General features: G+C 42.6%; 1 protein-coding gene. It reads right to left on the reverse strand.

Annotation, left to right across the window (positions count from 1 at the left end; genetic code table 11):
- Window positions 1-272: pyridoxal-phosphate dependent enzyme (locus L9G74_RS24145; protein ID WP_238898623.1), on the reverse strand; the 272-nt coding region annotated here is incomplete at both ends.

Consider the following 272-nt stretch of genomic DNA (forward strand, 5'->3'; position numbering starts at 1 on the left):
TTCCAGCATTTTCTGGCCTCTTCGCTATCTTAACTGCAGCAGCTGCAGCAGCACCAGATGATATTCCCACCAGTAAACCTTCTTTCAATGCAAGAAGCTTAGCAGTTTCAATAGCTTCTTCACTTGAAATTTGAACAACTTCATCAAGTAAATCAACATCCAGAACACCAGGGATGAAGCCAGCACCAATTCCTTGGATCTTATGAGGGCCGGGTTTTCCTCCAGACAGTATTGGACTTTCTACTGGTTCAATGCCATATAGCTTTATATCA

This window comes from Shewanella electrica, from assembly GCF_022321485.1.
Lineage (GTDB): Bacteria > Pseudomonadota > Gammaproteobacteria > Enterobacterales > Shewanellaceae > Shewanella > Shewanella electrica.